The following is a 23457-nucleotide window of genomic DNA, read 5'->3' as shown; positions in this document are numbered from 1 at the left end:
TACATTTTTTAAGTTTTTGGAATAGTTTGAATGACCCAAACCTTACCCACTATTAATGCGCTACGTCAAACCTTAGCCTCATATCGAAATAATAATAATCGTAAAACAATTGCTTTAGTTCCAACGATGGGCAATTTACATGATGGACATTTATCTTTAGTTAAGCTTGCGCAGCAACATGCCGATGTTGTGGTTGTCAGCATATTCGTAAATCCAACCCAATTTGGTGTAGGGGAAGATTTAGACAGTTATCCGCGTACCTTAGCTGAAGATACTCAAAAACTAGAAATGGTTGGAACGGATTACATTTTTGTTCCCACCGTTCAAGATATGTATCCTGTTATGCCGCCGCCTACGCAAGTTCTGTCAGGTTCTATCAGCCAAATTTTATGTGGTAAATCTAGACCCACTCATTTTGATGGGGTAGGTATCGTTGTGACAAAACTATTCAACATTGTGCAGCCTGATATAGCCGTATTCGGTCAAAAAGACTATCAGCAATTGGCTATAATACAACAGTTGGTACGTGATTTGAGCTATGATATTACTATATTAGCAGGCCCTATCGTACGTACGCATGATAACCTAGCCTTGTCTTCAAGAAATCAATATTTAACACAAAAACAGCGCCAATTGTCACCTACTCTGAATCTTGAGATTACAAAACTGGCTGATGATTTAAAACAAGGTGCTGCTAAAAATATCAAAGATTTGCAGGGGTTGATTCAGCAAACTATTCGCCGCCTCAACGAGACTGAATTTGAAGTCGATTATCTTGAAGTCCGTAACCAAGATTTAACCGAAGTTAAAGACTTAAATGAGGATAGGCATCTTGTCATTGCGGCTGCTGCTCGATTAGGTAAAGCTCGGCTACTTGATAATCAGCAACTGGTATTGGACTAAAAATATTAGACCACATAGGGTGGTTAACATTGTAGTCATTTCCTATTAAGGTCAATATTTACTAAAGCTTGATATAAAGAATGGATATAGTCATTTAATTCAAACTTAATTTGATTTAATATAAAATTTTTACATTAATTCATTCAATATGTAAGTAACATATCAGCTAATATAATGAGTCATGTCATCATATATGACAAATCTTATTTGGCTGCAATAATTTTAAATGATTGAAGAGTTTTAATTTTAAAGAATTTTTTAAATTGGAATTTAATTTGATAATGCCTATTAGTGAGACATCTATGCCAAGCATAGAAAATAACCAACAAGGTTGTGTCATGCAATCTGATATTCATATTCTAATTATTTCCGGACGCTCAGGGTCCGGAAAGACCTCTATTTTGAATGCGCTTGAAGACCTAGGCTATCATGCGATTGATAATATGCCGTTATCATTAGTACCTGAAGCCGTGAACAGGTTAATAGATGAAGGCCTTATTAAACGTCTCGCGCTAGGGATTGATATACGAACCTTAATGGCCGATTCCTCAAGTTTTTTAAATATACAACAGACATTAGTAGAGGCGTTTGGTGAAGGTAAGGTGCAAACCCTTTATGCAACTGCTTTAGAGTCTGTATTGGTAGCTCGATATGCCGCAACAAGGCGAGTACATCCGTTGATGACATTAGAGAATGGATCATCGAGTAACCTACCCAAAGCCATTAAAAAAGAGGCTGAAATTCTAGCGCCTATTTCGACTAATGCAGACATGGTTATCGATACCAGTCAACTAAACATACACCAGTTAAAAGAGCGTATACGTGAGTATATTGGTGCGGATAATAGGGTCACTATAAATATTCTATCCTTTGGCTTCAAATATGGGGTACCTATTGATTCAGATTTTGTTTTTGATGTTAGAATTTTGCCCAATCCACATTGGGAAAGAGAGTTAAGACCCAAAACTGGCCTTGATGAAGAAGTCGACACATTTTTTACGAAGTATCCCGAAGTTGCTGAGATGCAAAATGATATTGAGAAATTTTTGTTGCGCTGGTTGCCTGATTTTTTATACAACAACAGGCATACTTTGACTATTTCTATTGGATGTACCGGTGGCAAGCACCGTTCCGTATACATAGCAGAATATCTACATCGCGCACTCAGTACTAATCTCCCCACAGATATGGTCACCTATGTTAAACACCGCGAAAAACCACGTTGGACAATTTAGTTGATAAAGTGATTCGTTTAACTTTTATAAACATTCAACTTTTATAAACATATGGTCTATACAGGCTTTATACTGTGGGTCTTAAAATAAATTAATATATTGAGATTTTTATGATTGATTGGTCCGAGCATGATATGCGGGTGTCGCGTACTGAGCTTAAAAAAGCACATGAGCGACTCCAAAAATTAGCAGTACCTTTGGCTAATATGTCCAAAAAGCAAATAAAAAGACTACCAGTTAGTGAGTTCTTTTTAGATGAGTTAATGGCTTTGACTGATATTACCAGTGCAAATGCCCGTAACCGTCAAATTAAACGAGTAGGTAAACTAATCGGTGAAGAAGATCGGCACGCGTTGGTTCAGCAGCTTTTTGACACTCGTTTTAGTCCAGAACAAGCTGTCAAGATTGAAGGATGGTATACGCGTCTTAATATAAATGACGAGAGTACGTTAAAACAGTTCTGCAAACAGTTTACTGCTGCCGAACGCAATAGTGTCTATCAGCTTTTGTTATGGATAGAGTATGCTAAGCATATGAATGATGATGAGCTTTTAGAAGAGTCCGAAGCGGATATAAAAAGCTATATAAGAGAAGTAGCCGTATTAACTCAATTGAGCTAATACGGTCATAGCATTTATAGGCTTTATAGTCAGCGAATTACTAAACGGTTACGGTGTTAACCTCGCTCGCCCTACTATAGCAGTACTAGCAATCGGTTGACTTGTAACCATTTTAGATTTCTTTGACTATAGTAAAAATTTTGGGCTAACAACTTAAGCGAATACGGCTAAATACCCGTAACCTTAATGACATCGTACGCAGGCGTTTCATAAGGATGCGCTTGTTTTAAAGCCTCAATAACCGCTTTGATACTATCTTCAGCAACAACCATTTCTACCCGCCATTCGGTGACTTTTTCAATACTATCCTGAGTACCGATATATGGCTGGCTCCCTGCTAAAGGCTTGAACTGACCCGTTCCCTTAACTTGCCAGCAGCAGCTATCGTAGTTGCCAATCTTACCAGCGCCAGCATCAAATAAAGCAAGTTTCACTGGTTCTAGATTATCTTCTGGGATAAATACAGTGAGTTTATACATAATGCATAGCCCTATAAAGGCACACCAATACGCTGAGCGACTTCTTCATAAGATTCTATAACGTCACCAAGGCTTTGACGAAAACGGTCTTTATCCAGTTTTTTCTTAGTCTCTTTATCCCATATGCGGCAACCATCTGGAGAGAACTCGTCGCCAAGTACAATACGGTCTTTAAATACGCCAAACTCAAGTTTGAAGTCAACCAACATCAAACCACCTGCATCAAAAAGCTGAGTAAGCACGTCATTAACTTGATAGGTAATCGTCTTCATTGTAGCCAATTGTTCATCGGTCGCCCAGCCTAAAGATACTGATAATGATTCGTTAACCATTGGATCACCAAGCGCATCATCTTTATAAAACAGCTCATAGGTAGAGGGCGATAGAGCTTGGCCTTCTTCTAAACCCAGACGACGCACAAGACTACCCGCTGCAAAGTTACGCACAACACATTCAACAGGTATCATGTCTAACCGTTTTACTAATACTTCGTCATCAGAAAGCTGTTCTTCAAAATGTGTCTCAATACCTGCTTCATCTAATTTTTGCATGATGAATGCATTGAATTTATTATTAACTTGACCTTTACGCCCTAATTGCTCTACACGTTCACCATTAAAGGCTGAGGTGTCATCACGAAAATGAAGAATGAGGTAGTCTGCATTGTCTGTTTCATAGACAGATTTTGCTTTGCCTTTATAAAGTAGGTCTTGTTTTTCTAATTGCATGTTCAACATCCTATGCACGAAGTTAAGTAACAAATGAGGTTATGTAAAACTGACAGTCAATAAAACCAATCGTTTAAATTATTCAGTAAAAATATGAATCATCAGCGGCTTGAGCACTAACACTTAGTTAGAAGATAATTAGTTAGAAGGTAATTGACGATAAGGTGCTGGTAGTTCATAACGTTTACCAGCTTCATTCTCAAGCTCTAAGGTATTCGCACCAACTGATGGAGGTGGGTATAGAGGAATAAAAGGCGCTGTTTGAGTTTCGACAGGCAACTGCATAGGCTCAAGCTTTTCAGCCTTTTGATAGGCTAAGCTTCCATCTTCCACCTTCCCAAAAAGAGTTTTGGTCGTTTGACAACCTGATAATAGCATAAGGCTACTTATACCTATAGCCATTGCTTTTACCACACCACCCCTACGCCTTAATGTGTGAGTTGCTGCATGACTTATTGCGCGTGTTGCGGCATGAGTTATTAAGACCGATGGGTACGCTACTTTTTTAATAGATTGAACCATGAACTGTCCTTTATCGCTTGTAATGACAAAAGTTTAAACGAGGTTAATGCGACTTTGTATTAACACGACATTAAATGAATGCTATTGCGTATGATATATTTTTAGCCTAATGCTAAGTTTAGTCAATTAAGCCTACAGCACGTAAGCCGGCGTCAACTTCATCATGATACTTTTCATCAAGCCAAACCATAGGTAGACGAATGCCTGTGTCTATTTTATCCATTTTGTGGAGTGCGTATTTTACTGGTGTTGGACTTGATTCAATAAACATAAGTCTATGAAGTGGCTTGATGGCTTCATGCGCTTCATTTGCAGCTTCAAAGTCGCCATTTAAGGCCGCAGAAAAAGCGGTGCTCATAGCTTTCGGCACAATATTAGCAGTGACAGAGATATTACCTTTACCGCCAAACTGTATAAGTTCTAAAGCCGTCCCATCATCACCTGATAAGACATTAATACGATCACCAACTGCTTCAATAAGACGCTTACCTCGTTCGACCGAGCCTGTGGCATCTTTGATAGCAACAATGTTTTCAAAATCGGCCAAACGCTCAACGGTTTCCTGAGCAATATCAACCACAGTACGACCGGGTACGTTATATAGCATTTGTGGGATATCCACGGCTTCAGCAATGGCTTTATAATGCTGATACAACCCTTCTTGAGTGGGTTTGTTGTAATAAGGGGCAACAAGTAGCGCACAATCAGCGCCTGCATCCTTAGCTTCAGAAGTTAATTGAATGGCCTCTTTTGTATTATTCGCGCCTGTTCCAGCAATAACAGGAACCCGTCCGTCTACATGCTTCACAAAGTAGCGAATGACGTCACTATGCTCTTGCATAGAAAGCGTGGCAGACTCTCCAGTAGTGCCGACAGCAACCAAGCAATGCGTGCCTTGTTCAATTTGCCAATCGATTAGCTCAGCCAGACGTGGATAATCGACATCACCATTGGGCTGCATAGGCGTTACTAAGGCAACCATAGAACCTTGTAATTGTGATTGAAAGTCAGAATAGCGGTTACTCATAATTATGCCTTGTTATCTTTACTGATATTAGTTTACTAATATAGGTTTACTGGTATTAATATATGATTACGTTATAGAATGCCCAAAATAGATGTCAAATAAGCCTGTTGAAACAAGCTATTTAAACAAAATAGACATCATGGGCTATATATTGCGATTAGTGTAGCACATTCACCCTCACGCAATCATCAGCGTATTTTAGATTTAAATGTAGCTGTGTAAATTAAGTTTTAAAAATAGCGCTTTTCAGTACCTATTATTAAGGTTTATTAGACTCTATCGCTCTATAAATAGCTTTGATTATTTCAAAGCTAATATAAGTATAAAAAGACTGTCAGTTTTTTCATTATTAATAACAAAGTCGAATGATAAGAAAGACGAATAAAAAATCCAATATTAAGAGACGTGTAACGAGGTTCAAACAAAATTCAGCTCATCAAAGTGGATAGGTATGGTTAAATTTAGACCTAATAGTAATTAATAATAAAAACTGAATTAGGTATCATACTTTTAGTTACGAGATAATAAATAGTTACTAGTTAAATAGTTACTAGATTAACTATGAGTTGCTATATAAATTGGCTATTAAATAAGTTAAACAGATAAATAATAGAATATAGATAGAATACATAGAATTTATAACTGGGAACGAAACGTAATATAAAAAGGATGCATGAAGATGAATACTCAAAATAACGACAGTAATTCGAACGACAGTAATTCGAATAGAAAGTTTGATTTGGTTTTATATGGCGCAACAAGTTTTGTTGGCAAATTAACAGCCGAATACTTAAATAACTTTTTATCCAAAGATGAACAGAATAAAGATACTAATAAGCCTGAGGTAAAGTGGGCGATAGCTGGACGAAACGCTGACAAGCTTGAACAAGTTAAAAAAGACATTGAAAACGACAACGTACAAGTTATTATTGCGGACAGTGAAGATCCCAAAAGCTTAGAAGAGATGGTTACTCAAACCAAGGTCATTATTACTACCGTTGGGCCATATATGAAATATGGTGAACCTTTGGTTAAAGCCTGTGTTGAAAATGGCACTGATTATGTCGACTTAACCGGGGAAGCCATTTTCATTAAGCAAATGATGGACAAATACCAAGACGCTGCTGAAGAATCAGGAGCACGGATTGTCAACTCGTGTGGATTTGATTCGATACCTTCTGATTTAGGAGTTTTGTTTACTCAAAAATGTGCAGAAGATACATTCGATCAACCCTGTGAAACCATCCATATGCGAGTTAAAGCAGCTAAAGGGGGTTTGTCTGGTGGTACTTTTGCTTCGATTTCAACGATACTTGAAGAAGTGGGAACCAATAAAAAGACACGTAAATTGGTCGCCAACCCTTATGTCTTAAATGACGATCCTGAGCGTCCTAATGTTCGCCAAAGCAGTATAAAAATGCCAGAGTTTGATGAAAAGAATGATCGCTGGCTCGCTCCTTTTATTATGGAGTCGATAAACACACGTATTGTACACCGCAGTAATCAGTTACGTGATTACGAATATGGCAGAGATTTCAAATATGATGAAGCGATGTGGATGCCGTCTGGACTCAAAGGCCGACTAATGAGCTATGGTTTGGTTGCAGGACTTGCTGGATTTTCAGCAGGTATTATATTTGAGCCGACTCGCGACATCATTAATAATAAGATTTTACCTCAATCTGGTGAAGGCCCTAACAAAGATGAACGTGACAACGGTTATTTCGATGTACGCTTCTTTGGTAAGACCAATCAAGGGGATGAGATACGTACAAAGGTTACAGGTGACAAAGACCCGGGTTATGGTAGTACTTGCCAGATGTTGTCACAAAGTGCGCTATGCTTAGCGCAAGACATATCCAGGGATGATGTAACCGGTGGGTTTTGGACACCGGCGTCTGCTATGGGCACAGCATTACTTGATAGGTTACAGGCGCATGCTGGTATTAAATTTACCAAGCTTTCCTCATAGCTTAATACAGCCCCTGAATATTAGCTATGTTAGATAGTAGTCATAATTTGAAGTATCTATTGTAACGCGGGCTAATATTATAATTCACATTAAAGACTGTTAATTATTTAGCAGTCTTTTTTTATGGCAACTTTGATTAATTATTAGTTTACCTACTAACTTCTGTTTTCATCTTTATTAAATTATATATAGTTTTAAAAGGGTTTATGCATCGAATGGGGCATTGATTTTAATACGATATTTTATGACACGAATGAGTCATTCAGTTTAAATAATCTTTTAAAATTCCAAACAAATGTACATAAAACAACAATTTGTAAGAGTATTAAAACATCCTTATCAAAATAATACCTTTATTCTATCATTTAGCTCTTAAAGATATTGCTGTTATTGTACGTATAAAATATACCTATAATAATTTGTCTATAAATCAATCATAGTACGCTCATCTACAGAGAATATCGCTACTTAATCTATATTGATTTTATTGCTAGGTTTAATTCAAAGATTCATAGCTGTTGAATTATTCGCTTTAAAGGAGGGGTTACAACAAAGGCATGACACTAGTAGTATGCTTTTTATTCATATAATACCTGCTCTAACGATTAAAACTATAGAGGATTAATTATGAAATTGAATATTTTAACAGCAACAATTTTAGCGTCAGGCGCTGCTGTATTTGCAAGCTCTGTCAACGCAGCCGTGACCACTGATAACCATGGTAAAGACAGCTATGAACAAGCTGTCTTTTTTATGCAATTTAACTCTTAGCTGGTATTTACGACCAGCTTAAAGAAGTCAGAATCAAGCACTTAGTTTGTTTTCTTAAGTCCTGCTTCTTTAAGTAGCGCACCCAATGACCCGATTTTATTAGTATCAGTGGTAGGTTTAGCGGATTTATTCTGCTTAGACTTATCTGAACGGGCATTTGATGAGCGTCCACTGCTGCTACGATTTGATGACTTAGGTTTGCCACGGCGTACAGGTTTGTCAGTGCGAGTCGCTTGGGGCTTTGGACGCTTTTCAACGGTGCCTTTAGAAGCAGCATCCTCTGATTTCATGCTAAATCCAATACGATTGCGCTTCTCATCGATAGAGATGACACGTACATTGACGATATCGCCTGGTTTTACCAAGTTAATTGGATCTTCCACAAAGTCATTGGCCATTTCTGATATGTGGACCAAACCGTCTTGATGAACGCCCACATCAACGAAGCAGCCAAAACCTGTGACATTAGTGACCACACCTTCAAGCCCCATACCTTCTTCTAAATCTTTGATACTGTTTACATCGTCATTAAATTGAGCAGTCTTGAATTCAGGGCGTGGGTCATGTGCAGGTTTTGCAAGCTCTTGTTTAATCGCTGTAATGCTAATGTTGTCATCATTGGCAGCTTCTAAGTTATCGGTGGGTAATGTATTAATAATACTATCATTGCCCAAAACCTCAGAGATGTCTTTACCAGACTTCTGTAATATCTCCTTCACCAAGTGATAGCTTTCTGGGTGGACCCCTGTAGCATCTAAAGGCTCTTCACCATCGCGAATACGCAAAAATCCAGCGGCTTGTTCAAAGGTTTTGATACCTAATCTTGGTACCCCTTTTAACTGCTCACGGTTGCTAAAAGCGCCATGCTCTTTGCGATAATTAACAATTTGTTGTGCAACATTTCGATTTAAACCCGCAATATGCGCCAAAATAGCTGGACTGGCAGTATTTACGTCAACACCTACCGCGTTTACACTATCTTGAGTCACTTTATCTAAACTATCTGACAATTGGGTTTGGTTAACATCGTGTTGATATTGACCAACACCAATGGCTTTTGGTTCTACCTTAACCAGCTCTGATAAGGGGTCTTGTAAGCGTCGAGCGATAGAGACAGCGCCGCGTACAGAAACGTCTAGGTCGGCAAGCTCTTCGCTAGCAAGCTCACTTGCTGAATATACGGAGGCACCAGACTCATTAACCACTACGGCCGTGGCTTTAATGTCCTTATCCTCTGCGATAAGCTCTTTAATCATCGCATCAGTTTCACGACTTGCTGTGCCATTACCGATTGCTACTAGCTCAACATCATAGGTCTTAAGCAGCTCTGAGATAGTTGTTTTGGCCTCATTCATTTTATTATCGGGTGCAAATGGATAGACAGTGGCGGTAACGGCATTGCCTTCGTTATCTTGCATAACATGGCCTTGAGCGTCTATAACAGTCATCTTAACACCATGACGAATACCAGGATCTACCCCAAGTATGACTTTACGGCCAGCAGGTGCTGCCATTAATAGATGTTTCAAGTTGTTTGCGAAGACATCGATAGCATTCGCTTCCGCGGCTAGGCGTTTCTCAGTTAGTAATCGATGTTCTAGATGAGGACGCCACTTGTCTTTCCATAAGCTTCTTGCTGCACCTAATAAAAATTCGCGGCGTGCATCTGGTTGCTTGGCGTCTATTTGCAAGTAGCTGATAATTTTTTCGATAAAAGGCGTATCTTCGCCATCTACTTTGAGTACTAAAACGTTTTCTTGGCGTCCACGCAGCATGGCGAGCAATCGGTGATTAGGAAGGCGTGATAAGTTTTCACTGTGCTCAAAATAATCTGAAAATTTCTCACCCACCTCACGCTTATCTTCATGAGCTAAGCTTGAATTAATAGTGGCTGTTTTAGCAAAGCCTGTGCGTAATGAATCCAAAAGCTCAAGCTGTTGTGTCCAGTTATCAATAATGATCGCTTCAACACCCGCCAGCTTCTTTTCAGTATCTGAAAAATCAACATCAATGACGCTACCAGTTTCATCGGCAATGGTTTCTGGTAATGTGTATTTACTCAGCGCGTCAAGCGGCGTAACTTCATTATCAAGAAGGTCATTAGCGACACTATCCAGACCAGCAGCACGCGCTTTAGCCGATAAAGAGCGACGGCGTGGACGATAAGGAAGATATATGTCTTCAAGCTCAAGCTTAGACGTTGCATTGTCTATACGAGCTTTTAACGCAGCCGTCAAATTGCCTTGGCTTTCAAGTAAGTCCAATATCTTAGCGCGGCGGGTTGCCATATCACGTTCATAATTTAACCCCTTTTCTAGGGCACGTAACTGACTGTCATCCAAACCTTGCGTTTTTTCTTTACGATATCGGGCAATAAACGGCACGGTGGCGCCCTCATCATAAAGCTTCACGAAAGCGTTAACTTGGGCAGGCTTGATGCCTAAATCTTTAGCAAGCTTGTTATGAATGTTAGCGATAACGTCAGCTGTAAGTGCAGAGGTATTTTGGCTAGAAGAAGAGTTTGAGTTATTAGTATCGGTTTGATTCATATCCGCATCGAAAAATTGATAAGTTAGGCTCGCATTATAGCAAAAGCTGGCTTAATAAAAACGATTTTACTGATTAATATGAATTTTATCATCATTAAGCGTATTTATTAACAAACACATACAGCTTTACTATCTAATAGGTATGTTATTTTTCCCACAATCTTATACACTGGAGAGTAGCGATTATGAATTGTTCAGATTGGTTCAGAATGACTCATAAAAATTAAAAGGTTATTTTCAAGTACGACGAATTTTCTAAATTTATATTTTACCTTCCAATCAATTTTATATTTAATAAACAACTTGAAGAGCTAGCGATACAGTAAGTAAGTCAACAACTATAAACGCAATAGGAAAGGATATGTCAGACAATAAAATCAATATTACAGATTCTTTAACCCATCGTATATTAGTGGTCGATGATGATGCACGACTGCGCTCATTGTTGCAGCGATTTTTAGAAGATGATGGATTCGTCGTGCGTACCGCTCACGATGGCAGTCAGATGGACAAACTGATGCAGCGGGAGCTATTTTCTCTTATCGTCCTTGACCTTATGTTGCCAGGAGAAGATGGGATTAGTATTTGCAAACGCTTACGTGAGGATAATAGTGACATCCCTATTATTATGTTGACGGCTAAGGGTTCAGATAGTGATCGAATTGCAGGACTAGAGGCAGGCGCCGACGATTATTTACCTAAGCCATTTAACCCTAAAGAGCTATTAGCGCGTATCAAAGCGGTTTTACGTCGTCATAGTCGAGAGCTACCTGGTGCGCCCTCTCAGCAAGTTGAAGTGGTCGAATTTGGCCCTTGGACACTAGACTTATCTACCCGCACACTAAAACGTGATGGCAATGTAGTGACGTTAACAACGGGTGAGTTCTCTGTTTTAAAAGCATTGGTACAGCACCCTCGCGAGCCATTGACTCGTGATAAATTAATGAATCTTGCACGCGGCCGCGAATGGGGCGCTATGGAGCGTTCAATTGATGTTCAGGTCTCAAGATTGCGCCGTCTTATTGAAGACAACCCATCGCAAGCGCGATATATCCAAACGGTGTGGGGAGTAGGGTATGTATTCGTTCCCGATGAAGAAGATGCTTAGTGCATGACTCTAAGGTAGTTAAGTATTTGTACTATAGATTCAAGCAAACCGGCATATTTATTATAAGCTATCTAAATTATAAGCTATCTAAGTTGACTGTCTTTACTGCCACGGCGATTAAATAATTCTTGAGCTTTGTTTTCTGCTTCAAGTTCGCTTTGGCAGCCAACACAATGCTGAACGCCGGGCAGAGCTTGTCTGCGTGCTTCTGGAATGCGTTCACCGCATTCATCACAAAACTCTAGACTCACACCAGTAGGTAATGCCCGTCGTGCACGCGCCAATCCATCACTGACAGTAGCATCCATCTGTTCATGTTCTGCGCCATCTCGCGCCCATCCTCCAGCCATAATATACTCCTTCGATATTTATTTTGCTATCGATTTATTAGTGTCATTCTATATACATTGGGGCTTTGCAAGAGTGTATCAAGGTCGGCAACGAAGGCTCAAAAGTTGTATTACTCTATAAGAACAATATTAATTCTTAAAAATAATTTATCTTTGTCAAACTCGCTGAATATACTAAGTAGTATTTGCGCGCGTTACCTCGATAGGCTGATTTGAGCTTTGATATAGAATAAATCCGAAAAAAAAGAGCGAAAAGTGTTTAACTTTTTGCTCTTTTTGTTTTCGCTCTTTTTGAATGATATGACGGCTTGCTATTTAGGCTGCAGCGCGATTACTTCACCACGCACACCAATACTTGCGTCACTCATTAAGCAAACATAACCTGACATGATATCTTCGGGCGCTTTTAGACTCATGGGGTTCTCACCTGGATAGGCATGCGCACGCATATTGGTACGCGTACCTCCTGGGTTAATACAGTTAAAACGTAGGCTGGTAGTCTTATGTGTTTCTTGAGTAAAAATGTCGCTCATTCCTTCTACCGCTTGCTTAGATAATGCATAAGCTCCCCAAAATGCACGAGGCTGTGTGCCAACTGAGCTACTGGTAAATATGATTGACCCATTATCAACATCTTTAAGTAGCGGTAATAGTACCTGAGTCAACATAAATACAGCGGTTGTGTTGACCTTTATAACTTGTTCAAACGTTGTCACATCATACATCTCAAGCGGTGTTAGCGCACCTAAAATGCCTGCATTGTGTAGAACCCCATGCAATTCACCAATTTCAGTTTGAATCAAATTAGCCAGCTGCTGCATATCGCTATAAGTGGCAGTTTCAAAATCCAAAGGCATGATGGCAGGTTGTTTGCCGCCATTGGCTTCAATTTCATCATATACGGCTTCTAATTTACTAAGAGTCTTACCGTGCAGTAAGACGGTAGCACCATATCTTGCATACGTCAGCGCAGCCGTACGTCCTATACCGTCACTGGCGCCAGTGACTAATATGGTTTTTCCGTCAAGACAATTGGGTTCAGGTGAAAAATTGCGAATTTGATCATGAGATAAGGGTGTTTGAGTCATAAGAAGTTTGTCTTAAGATAAATTATAATTAAAAATAAGGTTAAATAAGCGAGCGTGCAGCGATAAATAGAGCTATATGCAAATAAGCTTATAGATAATTAGGCTTACAAATAGTCAAAGACGTCAGAGCGCAATAATGTAACCAATTCTTCAGGAGTATGCACAATATAATCTGCACCCCAAGCGTTCAAATCTTCTTTATCTTCAGGCGGAATATAGCCATAACTTGCTAACACAGTGGTCATGCCTGCCGCTGTACCCGCTTGAATATCTCGGATATGATCACCGACATAAATCACACTGCTGGCAATACCACGCGGTAGTTCAAGCTTTTCTAAGGCAAGATGCATAGGTTCTGGGTCAGGTTTGGTATTACGTACATCGTCTGGACATACCAGGACAGAGCAGCGCTCACTTAAGTTTAGAATATCTAACAGCTTTGATGCCAGGTAACGCGGTTTATTAGTGACAATGCCCCACGGCGTATCATTTGCTTCATAAAAACTTAGTAACGGCTCTAATTTATCAAACACACGACTGTCGACACAGATGTTGCCCTCATACTCATCCAAAAACTGCTGACGGTAAGTTTGAACGTTTTCATCCGTGATAGGCTGATTATTAAATTTGAGCATAAGCGTAACCATGGCGCCGGCGCCAGCAGATACCTGCTCGCGGATAGCATCATCAGGTGGTACTTGCCACCCATTTTGTTTAGACATTTCATTAATAATTCGAATAAAGTCTACCGCGGTATCAATCAAAGTACCGTCTAAATCGAATAGCACAGCTTTAACGTAGTTTATTGACATAAATATTTACTTAAATTATATATTAGCGAGATAACGAATTTAGGAGATAGCGTATTGAATATTTAGTGTTCTGGTTTAACTACGGCCATCATATAGTTAACGTCTACATTCTGAGCCAACCAATAGCGTTTGGTAATCGGGTTGTAATGTAAGCCGATCAAATCTTGACGTTCAAAACCTGCATTAATAGCCATTTTATCAAGCTCAGCAGGGGTTATGAATTTGGCATAATCATGGGTGCCACGGTCAAGTAGTCTTAATACATATTCTGCGCCTATAATGGCAAAAAGATAAGATTTAGGATTACGGTTGATAGTAGAAAGTACACAAACGCCGCCTGGCTTCAACAAGTCATAACAGGCTTTTACAATCTGACTTGGATCAGGCACATGCTCTAGCATCTCCATACAAGTAACCACATCATAGGTCTCAGGCGTTTGCGCTGCTAGCTTTTCAATCGCAATATGCTTATAGCGAAGTATGTTATCCAAACCACTCTGTTCAGCATGCACAGTGGCAGCTTTTAGGTTCTCGATGCCCAAATCAACACCTGTAGCATTAGCACCACGGCGCGCCATTGACTCAGTTAAAATACCACCGCCGCACCCCACATCTAATACGGTCTTACCCGTAAGGCCACTGTCCATATAACGGGTTACATTCTCTTCAATCCAGTTTAAACGTAGTGGATTAATATGATGTAAGGTTGCAAATGCACCTTGTTTGTCCCACCACTGGTTGGCAAGTTGAGTAAACTTGCCAACTTCACTCATATCTACATTGTCGCCTATATCAGTACTGTCGCTTATATCTAGATTGTTACTAGATACACGATTGTTCTCTTCTTGTGTATCAGTATATTGTTGATGAGTGGTGTTAGATGAAGACAATTGGTGCTCTGCTTTAGAAGTATTTGTGGTTACCTCTGAGTTCGTCATAGCCATGTGCTGTCCTAACTTTTGAATTTGTGATAAAGGTTTAAATAAAAGACGTTAATACATTATGTTTTCAGCAATTATGTTGCAAAAAATGTGTTTACTGGCGTTCTCGTAATTTTTAAGTCTAATATTTAATGTTTAAAATTTAATGATAAGCCTATATTACCACGCATATTGGAGTAGGGCATCTTTGATAATAATTTGCTACGATTGAGACAAGATAACTTACGTATCTAATATCAATTTTGGCATGAATAACTGTCAATTGTAGAATAACTATCAGCTTTAGAAGGCATATAGTTCAGTATTAATAGATTGATGACGATTGAAAGATAGATAACGCTTGTTGAACGGTGTGTTAACTTTATAGAAAGGCATACGGTTCACATTATGATATAAAATACGGTATCATTACTCTACATTTTAAATTGTTGATTAAATGACGGTTTGAGTGACAACTTAAATTTACTGATGTGCTATCAAGTTATGGCGTATATAATGTGGCTTATTCATAGATAGCTCTGACTTTAACTATTTATAAATATAGATAATTTATAGACATCAAACAAAAGACATTAAACAAAAGACATCTAACAAATCTTTTAAAGGAAATAAAATGAAGTTCTATTCTCAACGAGGCTTTGCGATAGCCTCCTTAGCAGCGGTCGTAGGTCTGGTTTCACTACCTGCGATGGCAGCAGAGTATACTGCTGGTAAGGATTATGTGGTTCTAGATAATCCTGAAGAAATAAATGGCGATAAAATTATTGTTCGAGAGTTTTTTTGGTATGGATGCCCGCATTGCTACGATCTAAACCCTCATATGCAAAAATGGGCGAAAACAAAAGCTGATGATGTTGTTTTCCTAGAGTCTCCTGCAGCACTAAACCCGACATGGGAAGCAAATGCTCGCGGATTTTATGCGGCTCAACTGATGGGCTATCAAGATCAAACGCATGATAAGTTGTTTGATGCCATTCATAAGGACAACAAGCGTTTGTTTGATCAAAACTCATTGTCAACATGGTACGCAAGCCAAGGTGTTGATCAAGATAAATTTAATAGCTTGTACAACTCCTTTGCAGTAAGCACCAAGATCGGCCGTTCAAAAGCCGGTGCGAAGCGTTATCAATTGACAGGCGTTCCGGCAGTCGTTGTGCATGGTAAATATGTCGTGCAAGGTGAGAGTGCCAAAGTTCCTAAGGTTGTGGACTATTTGGTAAAAGAAGTACGCGCTGATATGAAAGCAGGTCAGTAGTCCCATACTGTTAAACTAGTAGTCGCTACATGTTTACTAAATAAGATGTTAAAAGACCAAGGCCACTTGGTCTTTTTTTTGGGTTCATTTTTTGTGCTCAGAATAAAGATGGCTATGTGCCATTAAGATAGTGAGTGATAGGAGTCGTCGAAATTATGAGTTAAGTTTTTTAGTATTTATTCGTATAAATTTGGCATTCATACGCAAGATTAGGTCTATAAGTCGTCTGCATTGAATAATTTCTAAAATAAAAAAATCCTAACTGTATGAATTTACTAAAAATATTTTATGGTGATATATGCTTATCAACTTTCTATAAAAATCTCTAAAAAAGTTATTGTAAATAAGAACTATTATCGTTATGATAGTTATTACTCCAAAAGAGTCGTTAGGCTGTCCTACTGAACGATATAGCTCAACATAATAGTATAGATGATAGTATAAATGCGCTTATTTATAAGATTGTTCATATTATTGTTGATTGGTAGGCAGCCTAACATTTAATCAATTTACTGTTAAGTCTACTGACGACAAATTTGCTGAAAACTAAATTTCTAACCATCAATATACTTAATAGCTAATTTAAATGTTCAGCTCACCTCAATTATAAAGTTTTAGCGTGCTGTGACATTCAAAGAGGGATAAGACGATGATAGTCTGCATATGTCATGATGTTAAAGACCGTCAAATTAAGGCGGCGATGGCTTCGGGTTTAGATACGTTGCAAGCATTACAAACGGCGCTTGATGTGACCAATTGCTGCGGATGCTGTGAACCTATGGTGAATGATTTGCTTGAAGAACATCATGCTGATCAGGTGAATACCAGTTTGGTTAACCAGCTCGCCTATGCAGTTTAGTTCAAGCCAGTTCAATTAAAGCCAGTATGATTCGCTAATCCTCTTATAAATACTCATAAATATACTTATTAGTAATGCTATTAATTGGTATTACGATCCAAGCCTATGTCCTATTAAGTTTATGCAAAATATTAATTCTATGCTCATTTTAGTTTTACCTATAGTCAGAGAATTATAAAATGGCGTCAAGGTAACCGAGCGCAAGTACTACTCATCAAGAACTACTCATCAAGTACTACTTATCAAGTACTACTCATCAAAAACTACTCATCAAAAACTACTCATCAAAAACTACTCATGTAGGCATAGCGAGGTTTACGCCATAACCGGTTAGTAGTTCGCTGACAATAACTGAGCCAATTCCTTATTAATCCTTTGTTCGACTAAATATCTTGATGTTTCTAAAATTAATTGTATCTAAAATTAGTTGTTTCTAAAACTTATTAGATCTAAAAATTATTAGCACTATGATAACTAATATATAAAAACCCTTTAAGTTTCAATACATTAAGTGCTACTGATTCTCATTAGCTATTAACACTTCGTTCTCAGTTCATAAAAGAACATCGTCACCTATAAATATTTGTTACTATATAAGAAATCGCTTCGTGCGACTTTCATACATCAAATTTAACTTTATAGATCTGGATAAATATTATGCAAGGTAGTCAAAAAGTTATCGAATATTTAAACTTCTTACTTGGTGGTGAGCTTGCAGCTCGTGATCAATATTTCATTCATTCTGAAATGTACGGTGAATGGAACTACGGTAAGCTATACGAACGTATCCATCATGAGATGCATGACGAGACCCATCATGCACAGGCCATTATTCGTCGTATATTAATGCTAAACGGCACGCCAGATATGACGGTAGATGACATCAATATCGGCGATAATGTGCCGCAAATGCTACAGCTTGATTTAGATCTAGAATATCAGGTCCAAAAGCATTTAAAAGAAGGGATTGCTTTATGTGAGCAAGAGCGAGATTACGTGACGCGCGATATGTTGGTTGAGCAACTTGAAGATACGGAAGAAGATCATGCTCACTGGTTAGAACAACAGCTGCGTTTAATAGACATGGTTGGTCTTCAAAATTACCTACAAAGTCAAATCGGAGATATAGATTAATCGCTATTTATCAGTGATTTATATCTTTAATAGTACTTTAACTATAAAGTCTGCAAAGTATACGTAATATTCGATTTAAGATGTAGGAGATAATTATGCAAGGTGATAAAGAAGTAATACAAGTATTGAATCAGGTGCTCGGGCAGTCATTGATTGCTATTAATCAATACTTTTTGCATGCGCGTATTTCAAAGCATTGGGGCATTGAAGAGCTCAATGATGTTTTTTATAAACAATCTATCCGTGAAATGAAATGGTCAGATGATCTTATTGAGCGTATTTTACTACTTGGTGGTTTGCCAAACTTGCAAGACTACGGCAAGCTTATGATTGGTGAAGATGTGGCTGAAATTATCGATTGTGATGATCGTTTAGAAGATAAAAAGTTCGCCACTATAAAAGATGCTATTACGCTTTGTGAAGAATACAAAGATTACGTGTCTCGTAAGTTATTGCTCGATCTTAAAGATGGTAACGAAGAGTATATTGACTGGTTAGATACTCAAAGAGACCTCATCAGAGCAGTTGGTATTGAGAATTATATCCAAGAAAAAATGGATGACTAACAACTAATAAAATCACTCTATTTAAGCTAAAAGATTCTATTTAAGCTAAAAGAGATTTTAAAACCAGCCTAAGGGCTGGTTTTTTTGTGGCTTATAGATGAAATTTATTGTTTCGCATTATCATTATGTTTAATTGCACATTTGAATAAGCAATATTCTAGTACGCAATACTATGCCTAAAGTTATGTCATATCATCAGGTTAACTCTTTTTACTCTATATACACTTAAGGGTATACTTGGGTATAGTATTATATTGGTATTAGGGCGTGTCCCTATTGTCCCTATGTGCAAATGAAATAATTTATGGTCTAAAAATGGCTATATTTTCGCCAAACTGAGTCTGATTTCTAGCTAATATGACTATATTATCTTCAGAATTACATGTGTTTGACAAAAATCTATCTCATTTTTAGACTCATAATCCACATAGGGACACGCCCTAATAAATTTTTTATAAATTAAGGAGTAGGTATGGCTGCATTACGCCCAGATATTGATCCAGATGGTTTGTTAGAATATTCGGTGGTTTATACCGATCGTGCTTTAAACCACATGTCGAAAGTCTTTCAACAAGTAATGAATGATTTGTCGAGTAATCTAAAGCAAGTCTATGCAGCGGATGCGGTAGCTATTGTTCCCGGTTCAGGTACGTTTGGTATGGAAGCCATTGCCCGTCAACTGGCATCTGATAAAGATTGTATGGTCATACGTAATGGCTGGTTTAGCTATCGATGGACTCAAATTCTTGAAAGAGGCAATATCGCGCGCTCAGTGCCAGTACTTAAAGCACGTCAAGTCGATGAAGGTGAAGGCGAGGACAGTCCAAAGCCATTTGCCCCAGTCGCAATCGAAGAGGCTGTGGCTCAAATTAAAAAAAACAAGCCAGCTGTGGTATTTGCGCCGCATGTTGAAACCTCTTCAGGTATGATTTTATCCGAAGATTACATTAAGCAGTTGGCAGATGCTGTACATAGTGTTGATGGCTTATTAGTCATCGATTGTATTGCATCAGGGTGTATATGGCTAGACATGAAAGCGTTGGGAATCGATGTCATCGTTTCTGCACCGCAAAAAGGCTGGAGTAGCACCCCTTGCGCTGGCTTGGTTATGCTAAGTGAAAAAGCTGTTGCTCAAGTAGAAGCGACTGAATCAGATAGCTTTAGTCTAGACTTGAAACAGTGGTTAACCATTATGCGTGCTTATGAAAATGGCGGTCATGCTTATCATGCTACTATGCCAACTGATGGGCTACGTATGTTCCGTGATGTGATGTTAGAAGCCAAAGAGATTGGTTTTGAGACGTTACGAGAGGCTCAGTGGGAGCTTGGTAATCGCATTCGTGACTTATTAGATGATCGCGGTATACAAAGTGTGGCGGCTGAAGGTTTTGAAGCGCCAGGCGTTGTAGTGTGCTATACCGATGATGATGATATGCATAAGGGTCGTGCATTCGCCGCGCAAGGTATGCAAATTGCAGCAGGTGTTCCACTACAAGTCGGCGAGCCTGATAATTTTAAAACCTTCCGTTTAGGTTTGTTTGGATTAGACAAGCTAACGGACGTTGATGGGGCTGTTGAACGCTTCGAGACTGTATTAGATAAAGTTCAACCTACTAAATAAACATTTAGCTTAACTTTTATATAGCGATAAATATATAGCGATAAAATAATTCTAAATAAAAACGCCAACGTTATGTTGGCGTTTTTTATTCTTTAGTTTTTATTGATTAGTTTTATTCTAAGTTTTCAGTTTTTTGGCCTGTCAATCATTAGGGTCTGTTGAACATTCAAATATGGAACTGGCGGCGGTTATTTTTTAGGCAATATGCAGGGAAATTTTAGACACTTAGTTATTCTAAGTTAGAACCCCTAATTATTGAAAGTCACAATATATTGACAAAAAATAGACCCGCCCCTGAGAACGGATTAAGCAAAGCACTGCTTTGCCCGTTCGCAAGGCGAGAGCTGTGCTCGAGTAGGGCTGATGCTAAAATTGCCCCAAACGTTGTTATAAACCTAGCTAAGGTCCAATACGCTTCGGGCATTATCGTCGGTTTATGCCTAGTTTGGAACACAGCTTTGATTAATTGGTAGCTATCAGCAGTCCTAATATTTGAATGTTCAACATACCCTAGTATACCGAAATTTATAGTACTGATTTTTAAAGCACCGATCTTTAAAGCACTGACTAAAGGCACGCCCTAATCTATTAATGCATGACTTTGGTTTCTTCATTGGCCATAGACTGCGCAGCGGCACGTAATTCGAATTTTTGAATTTTACCGGTACTTGTTTTTGGAAGCTCTGCAAAAATGACATGTTTGGGTACTTTAAATTTAGCCAAATTTTGGCGGCAATGCTCTATCACTTGTTCACGAGTTAGCGTGGCGCCTTCGGTTATTTCAATAAAGGCGACAGGAACCTCCCCCCATTTCTCATTGGAGGCGGCTACCACACCGCAGCTACTCACTTGAGGTAATTTATAAAGGGCATTTTCTATCTCAATACTCGAAATGTTCTCGCCACCTGAGATGATGATGTCTTTTAATCGGTCCATTATTTTGATATAACCATCAGGATATTTTACCCCCAGATCACCTGTGCGGAACCACCCGCCAGCGAAGGCTTCCTCTGTAGCTTTAGGATTCTTAAGATAGCCTTTCATCACCATATTGCCTTTAAGCGCAAGCTCTCCCATCTCATTACCATCGGCTGCTACCGGCTCATTAGTGCCTTGCTTTAATACCTCAAAGCCATCCATTAAGTGGGATACCGTTCCTTGACGGGACTTCTTGGATGCCCGCTCCGCCACGGACAGCTCCTGCCAGTCTTTGTGCTCCGCACAGATGGTGACAGGTCCATAGACTTCGGTCAAACCGTAAACATGAGTAATGTTAAAGTTCATGGCTTCCATCTTCTCAAGCATGGCTTCTGATGGGGGCGCACCGGCGACAAAGCCATTCACGGTGTGATGAATTACAGCTTTTAACTCCTCTTCACCAGATGCAATCATATTGTGGACAATAGGCGCTGCACAGTAATGAGTGATGTCGTATTTGGCGATTAATTTTAAAATTAGATCGGGGTCAATTTGACGCAAACAGATATTAATACCCGCACGCTCGGCAATAGTCCAAGGAAAACACCAACCATTACAATGAAATAAAGGTAATGTCCATAGATAAGGCACATGTTTTGGCATATCCCAATCTAAGATATTCGATACTGCATTTAACGTCGCACCGCGGTGATGATAAACCACACCTTTTGGTCTGCCTGTCGTACCAGAGGTATAGTTTAAGGCAATAGCATCCCATTCATCGCTTGGATACATCTTTTTTTCAAACTGTTCAAGCGGATAGCTCGTGTCAAATTCACCTGATTGAATCAGCTCTTCATAATTCATGGTACCAAAAGCTTCCACATTGGGTAGCGCTGCATCTGTCGAATGAATGACCATCAAATTAGGAAAAGCTTCGGCAATCAATTCGGCATGATCTGAAAACTCGCTGTCTAATATTAATAGCTTGGCTTCTGAGTGCTGTAAACAAAAGGTTAAAGCATTAATATCCAAACGCGTATTTAAAGTACAAAGCACCCCTTGCGACATGGGTACGCCAAAAGCGGCTTCTACCATGGCTGGTGTATTTGGTGCCATTATGGCGACAGTATCATCTTTTTTTATACCAAGTTTGCGTAAGGCATTGGCAAGCTTGCAGCAGCGCTCGTAGGTTTGTGACCAAGTATAGACAATAGGAGTTTGCTGCAAATCATCATAAATAATCGACGTATTATTAGGGTAGACACTAGCCGCACGAGATATGAACTGTATTGGCGTTAAAGGTTGATGATTGGCAGGGTTTTTAGTTAGATCAGTATTAAAATCAGTCATAATAGATAATCCTTTATCTAGAAAGTAATGAGTAGGGGTATGATGGTTTATGAATAAAAGTAGCCTATGTATGTAATGTTAAAATGCCGAGACGGTCACAGCATAGTTTTGCATGACTTAATCCAGGGTCTGTTGAACATTCAAATATGGAACTGGCGGCGGTTATTTTTTAGGCAATATGTAGGGAAATTTTAGAAACTTAGTTATTCTAAGTTAGAACCCCTAATTATTGAAAGTCACAATATATTGACAAAAAATAGACTCGCCCCTGAGAACGGATTAAGCAAAGCGCTGCTTTGCCCGTTCGCAAGGCGAGAGCTGTGCTCGAGTGAGGCTGATGCTAAAATTGCCCCAAACGTTGTTATAAACCTAGCTAAGGTCCAATACGCTTCGGGCATTATCGTCGGTTTATGCCTAGTTTGGAACAATTTTAGTTATCAGCAGTCCTAATATTTGAATGTTCAACAGACCCTATTCATCTTATGATACGATGCTATTATTCATCTATATTCAGTGAGTATATGTTAACTGAATTTAAAAGGTCAATAATAAACCTATAATTTTTTAAATGGTTTTAAGTGTCTTTTAGTTTTAACAAGTTCTCAATAATTTGTATATAAAAAACCTGCATTTAGAAGCGTGCGTT

The 23457-nt window shown here is 38.8% G+C and carries 21 protein-coding genes; 11 read left to right on the top strand and 10 right to left on the bottom strand.

Features of this window, described 5'->3' with window-relative positions; all coding sequences use genetic code 11:
• The first annotated feature begins 30 nt into the window (after window positions 1-30).
• The 3 genes from panC to yjgA all read left to right on the top strand — a co-directional run bounded on the left by panC (window position 31) and on the right by yjgA (window position 2758).
• On the top strand, window positions 31-903 hold the full coding sequence (gene panC / locus AC2SLP_RS01230) for a pantoate--beta-alanine ligase (protein WP_486534798.1): 873 nt from the start codon (window positions 31-33) through the stop codon (window positions 901-903).
• Window positions 904-1205: 302 nt separating this feature from the next.
• A complete protein-coding gene (gene rapZ, locus AC2SLP_RS01225; protein WP_486534797.1) occupies window positions 1206-2138 on the top strand; it encodes an RNase adapter RapZ in 933 nt (310 codons plus the stop codon).
• Between the two features lie 110 nt (window positions 2139-2248).
• Complete coding sequence (gene yjgA / locus AC2SLP_RS01220; RefSeq protein WP_486534796.1) at window positions 2249-2758, top strand: ribosome biogenesis factor YjgA; 510 nt, start codon at window positions 2249-2251, stop codon at window positions 2756-2758.
• A gap of 167 nt (window positions 2759-2925) precedes the next feature.
• Here the strand turns inward: yjgA and cutA are convergent, their stop codons facing one another.
• From cutA to dapA, 4 genes are all read right to left on the bottom strand, one after another.
• Window positions 2926-3237: a divalent cation tolerance protein CutA gene (gene cutA / locus AC2SLP_RS01215; protein WP_486534795.1), complete on the bottom strand. Its 312-nt coding sequence runs from the start codon at window positions 3235-3237 to the stop codon at window positions 2926-2928.
• Between the two features lie 11 nt (window positions 3238-3248).
• Window positions 3249-3965 carry a phosphoribosylaminoimidazolesuccinocarboxamide synthase gene (gene purC / locus AC2SLP_RS01210; RefSeq protein ID WP_486534794.1) on the bottom strand — a complete coding sequence of 239 codons (717 nt, stop codon included), beginning with the start codon at window positions 3963-3965 and terminating at the stop codon, window positions 3249-3251.
• 138 nt (window positions 3966-4103) lie between these two features.
• On the bottom strand, window positions 4104-4487 hold the full coding sequence (locus tag AC2SLP_RS01205) for a hypothetical protein (RefSeq protein ID WP_486534793.1): 384 nt from the start codon (window positions 4485-4487) through the stop codon (window positions 4104-4106).
• Window positions 4488-4605: 118 nt separating this feature from the next.
• A complete protein-coding gene (gene dapA / locus AC2SLP_RS01200; RefSeq protein WP_486534792.1) occupies window positions 4606-5514 on the bottom strand; it encodes a 4-hydroxy-tetrahydrodipicolinate synthase in 909 nt (302 codons plus the stop codon).
• Between the two features lie 679 nt (window positions 5515-6193).
• Between dapA and AC2SLP_RS01195 the strand changes: the two genes are divergently transcribed.
• A complete protein-coding gene (locus tag AC2SLP_RS01195) occupies window positions 6194-7486 on the top strand; it encodes a saccharopine dehydrogenase family protein (RefSeq protein ID WP_486534791.1) in 1293 nt (430 codons plus the stop codon).
• A 627-nt stretch (window positions 7487-8113) separates the two neighbouring features.
• Window positions 8114-8257, top strand: coding sequence for a hypothetical protein (locus AC2SLP_RS01190; protein WP_486534790.1), 144 nt, complete (start codon window positions 8114-8116; stop codon window positions 8255-8257).
• A gap of 41 nt (window positions 8258-8298) precedes the next feature.
• Here AC2SLP_RS01190 and AC2SLP_RS01185 read toward each other — a convergent pair whose 3' ends face one another.
• Window positions 8299-10806 (bottom strand): Tex family protein, encoded by a 2508-nt coding sequence (locus tag AC2SLP_RS01185; RefSeq protein WP_486534789.1) that lies wholly within the window; start codon window positions 10804-10806, stop codon window positions 8299-8301.
• Between the two features lie 361 nt (window positions 10807-11167).
• Between AC2SLP_RS01185 and ompR the strand changes: the two genes are divergently transcribed.
• On the top strand, window positions 11168-11914 hold the full coding sequence (gene ompR / locus AC2SLP_RS01180; protein ID WP_486534788.1) for an osmolarity response regulator transcription factor OmpR: 747 nt from the start codon (window positions 11168-11170) through the stop codon (window positions 11912-11914).
• Window positions 11915-11997: 83 nt separating this feature from the next.
• Here the strand turns inward: ompR and AC2SLP_RS01175 are convergent, their stop codons facing one another.
• From AC2SLP_RS01175 to ubiG, 4 genes are all read right to left on the bottom strand, one after another.
• Window positions 11998-12264 carry a DksA/TraR family C4-type zinc finger protein gene (locus AC2SLP_RS01175; RefSeq protein ID WP_486534787.1) on the bottom strand — a complete coding sequence of 89 codons (267 nt, stop codon included), beginning with the start codon at window positions 12262-12264 and terminating at the stop codon, window positions 11998-12000.
• Window positions 12265-12575: 311 nt separating this feature from the next.
• The gene (locus AC2SLP_RS01170; protein WP_486534786.1) at window positions 12576-13352 is read right to left on the bottom strand and encodes a YciK family oxidoreductase; all 777 of its coding nucleotides are present in this window, start codon (window positions 13350-13352) and stop codon (window positions 12576-12578) included.
• A gap of 104 nt (window positions 13353-13456) precedes the next feature.
• A complete protein-coding gene (locus tag AC2SLP_RS01165; RefSeq protein WP_486534785.1) occupies window positions 13457-14164 on the bottom strand; it encodes an HAD family hydrolase in 708 nt (235 codons plus the stop codon).
• Between the two features lie 62 nt (window positions 14165-14226).
• On the bottom strand, window positions 14227-15108 hold the full coding sequence (ubiG, locus tag AC2SLP_RS01160) for a bifunctional 2-polyprenyl-6-hydroxyphenol methylase/3-demethylubiquinol 3-O-methyltransferase UbiG (RefSeq protein ID WP_486534784.1): 882 nt from the start codon (window positions 15106-15108) through the stop codon (window positions 14227-14229).
• A 610-nt stretch (window positions 15109-15718) separates the two neighbouring features.
• Between ubiG and AC2SLP_RS01155 the strand changes: the two genes are divergently transcribed.
• From AC2SLP_RS01155 to AC2SLP_RS01135, 5 genes are all read left to right on the top strand, one after another.
• A complete protein-coding gene (locus tag AC2SLP_RS01155) occupies window positions 15719-16360 on the top strand; it encodes a thiol:disulfide interchange protein DsbA/DsbL (RefSeq protein WP_486534783.1) in 642 nt (213 codons plus the stop codon).
• 649 nt (window positions 16361-17009) lie between these two features.
• A complete protein-coding gene (locus AC2SLP_RS01150) occupies window positions 17010-17219 on the top strand; it encodes a (2Fe-2S)-binding protein (RefSeq protein ID WP_486534782.1) in 210 nt (69 codons plus the stop codon).
• Window positions 17220-17876: 657 nt separating this feature from the next.
• The gene (gene bfr / locus AC2SLP_RS01145; protein WP_486534781.1) at window positions 17877-18353 is read left to right on the top strand and encodes a bacterioferritin; all 477 of its coding nucleotides are present in this window, start codon (window positions 17877-17879) and stop codon (window positions 18351-18353) included.
• A 95-nt stretch (window positions 18354-18448) separates the two neighbouring features.
• Window positions 18449-18919, top strand: a complete 471-nt coding sequence (gene bfr / locus AC2SLP_RS01140) for a bacterioferritin (protein ID WP_486534780.1) — start codon at window positions 18449-18451, stop codon at window positions 18917-18919.
• Between the two features lie 472 nt (window positions 18920-19391).
• Window positions 19392-20540 (top strand): aminotransferase class V-fold PLP-dependent enzyme, encoded by a 1149-nt coding sequence (locus tag AC2SLP_RS01135; protein ID WP_486534779.1) that lies wholly within the window; start codon window positions 19392-19394, stop codon window positions 20538-20540.
• Window positions 20541-21128: 588 nt separating this feature from the next.
• Here AC2SLP_RS01135 and AC2SLP_RS01130 read toward each other — a convergent pair.
• Complete coding sequence (locus AC2SLP_RS01130; RefSeq protein ID WP_486534778.1) at window positions 21129-22811, bottom strand: AMP-binding protein; 1683 nt, start codon at window positions 22809-22811, stop codon at window positions 21129-21131.
• Window positions 22812-23457: the final 646 nt, after the last annotated feature.

The sequence above is a fragment of the Psychrobacter sp. CX21 genome (genome assembly GCF_057396255.1).
This window is presented reverse-complemented; position numbering and strand designations above follow the sequence as displayed.

Excerpts from the sequence above, each read along its gene's own strand:
- rapZ (WP_486534797.1), top strand. The coding sequence starts at position 1,206 with ATGCCAAGCATAGAAAATAACCAACAAGGTTGTGTCATGCAATCTGAT.
- AC2SLP_RS01135 (WP_486534779.1), top strand. The coding sequence starts at position 19,392 with ATGGCTGCATTACGCCCAGATATTGATCCAGATGGTTTGTTAGAATAT.
- bfr (WP_486534781.1), top strand. The coding sequence starts at position 17,877 with ATGCAAGGTAGTCAAAAAGTTATCGAATATTTAAACTTCTTACTTGGT.
- bfr (WP_486534780.1), top strand. The coding sequence starts at position 18,449 with ATGCAAGGTGATAAAGAAGTAATACAAGTATTGAATCAGGTGCTCGGG.
- AC2SLP_RS01175 (WP_486534787.1), bottom strand. The coding sequence starts at position 12,264 with ATGGCTGGAGGATGGGCGCGAGATGGCGCAGAACATGAACAGATGGAT.
- cutA (WP_486534795.1), bottom strand. The coding sequence starts at position 3,237 with ATGTATAAACTCACTGTATTTATCCCAGAAGATAATCTAGAACCAGTG.
- AC2SLP_RS01195 (WP_486534791.1), top strand. The coding sequence starts at position 6,194 with ATGAATACTCAAAATAACGACAGTAATTCGAACGACAGTAATTCGAAT.
- yjgA (WP_486534796.1), top strand. The coding sequence starts at position 2,249 with ATGATTGATTGGTCCGAGCATGATATGCGGGTGTCGCGTACTGAGCTT.
- AC2SLP_RS01155 (WP_486534783.1), top strand. The coding sequence starts at position 15,719 with ATGAAGTTCTATTCTCAACGAGGCTTTGCGATAGCCTCCTTAGCAGCG.
- ubiG (WP_486534784.1), bottom strand. The coding sequence starts at position 15,108 with ATGGCTATGACGAACTCAGAGGTAACCACAAATACTTCTAAAGCAGAG.
- AC2SLP_RS01165 (WP_486534785.1), bottom strand. The coding sequence starts at position 14,164 with ATGTCAATAAACTACGTTAAAGCTGTGCTATTCGATTTAGACGGTACT.
- AC2SLP_RS01150 (WP_486534782.1), top strand. The coding sequence starts at position 17,010 with ATGATAGTCTGCATATGTCATGATGTTAAAGACCGTCAAATTAAGGCG.
- ompR (WP_486534788.1), top strand. The coding sequence starts at position 11,168 with ATGTCAGACAATAAAATCAATATTACAGATTCTTTAACCCATCGTATA.
- AC2SLP_RS01130 (WP_486534778.1), bottom strand. The coding sequence starts at position 22,811 with ATGACTGATTTTAATACTGATCTAACTAAAAACCCTGCCAATCATCAA.
- AC2SLP_RS01185 (WP_486534789.1), bottom strand. The coding sequence starts at position 10,806 with ATGAATCAAACCGATACTAATAACTCAAACTCTTCTTCTAGCCAAAAT.
- dapA (WP_486534792.1), bottom strand. The coding sequence starts at position 5,514 with ATGAGTAACCGCTATTCTGACTTTCAATCACAATTACAAGGTTCTATG.
- purC (WP_486534794.1), bottom strand. The coding sequence starts at position 3,965 with ATGCAATTAGAAAAACAAGACCTACTTTATAAAGGCAAAGCAAAATCT.
- AC2SLP_RS01205 (WP_486534793.1), bottom strand. The coding sequence starts at position 4,487 with ATGGTTCAATCTATTAAAAAAGTAGCGTACCCATCGGTCTTAATAACT.
- AC2SLP_RS01190 (WP_486534790.1), top strand. The coding sequence starts at position 8,114 with ATGAAATTGAATATTTTAACAGCAACAATTTTAGCGTCAGGCGCTGCT.
- panC (WP_486534798.1), top strand. The coding sequence starts at position 31 with ATGACCCAAACCTTACCCACTATTAATGCGCTACGTCAAACCTTAGCC.
- AC2SLP_RS01170 (WP_486534786.1), bottom strand. The coding sequence starts at position 13,352 with ATGACTCAAACACCCTTATCTCATGATCAAATTCGCAATTTTTCACCT.